This is a genomic window from Dokdonella soli, from assembly GCF_039523175.1.
GTDB classification, from domain to species: Bacteria; Pseudomonadota; Gammaproteobacteria; order Xanthomonadales; family Rhodanobacteraceae; genus Dokdonella_A; species Dokdonella_A soli.
In genome coordinates this window covers 1-736 of the sequence record NZ_BAAAEU010000013.1, presented here as the reverse complement: position 1 = coordinate 736, position 736 = coordinate 1, and the positions used below count along the sequence as shown (strand labels likewise).

The 736-nt window shown below is 53.7% G+C and carries 1 protein-coding gene; it reads right to left on the bottom strand.

The genetic code is table 11. The features are described from left to right. Positions 1–215 precede the first annotated feature (215 nt). On the bottom strand, positions 216–491 hold the full coding sequence (locus ABD002_RS12110; protein ID WP_343791423.1) for a hypothetical protein: 276 nt from the start codon (positions 489–491) through the stop codon (positions 216–218). Positions 492–736: the final 245 nt, after the last annotated feature.

Here is a 736-nt window from a genome sequence, read left to right as displayed (position 1 = left end):
GTTCGGACGTCGCGGTCGCGAACTTACCGCCACGCACAGGCGGCGGCGACATGAGTTTTCAGAGTCGACTTTTCCAAAAACTGCACTCTGATCCGCGTTTCTGCGTGCGGATGCGGGGTATGAGATTGCGAAGGCGTGTGCGAGGGAGCAGGGGCTCAAGCTCCCGATGGCATGATGGCTATGGGGAGAAAATGAACCTGACCTTATTCGGCGATCTAATCGAGTGGAATTCCCTTCACCAAGGCCCTCGAGCCGCGGTACACCATGTATACGGCAAGCAAGCCGGCTGGAATAACAATCATTAGGCCTATGAGGGCGAATATTGCATAGATGATCAGTCCGAACGCGCTGCCGACGGAATCGATCTTCCATAACCACGAAAACATCGTAGGAAACATCGGCGAAATCTCAAAACCTACGAAAAGCGCGAGGCAACCAAACATAGAGCAGCCTATGAGGGTCTGCATAAAAACTTCGAGGCGCTGCTTCATCTTCCGAATGTTACATCCGAATGATCGACGTGGCCCAACTAAAGTGCCACTCGTGCCGAGAAAAAGGGACGGAAAAAGGGGGCGGAAGAACTATCCGTTTGAATTATCTGGGGCGCGCGAGGACGCACATTCATACTTTGTCGGAAGGGAAAAACATGGGGTCAGAGTCGACTTTTCCTGCACTCTGAAAACTCATGTCGCCGCCGCCTGTGCGTGGCGGTAAGTTCGCGACCGCGACGTCCGAA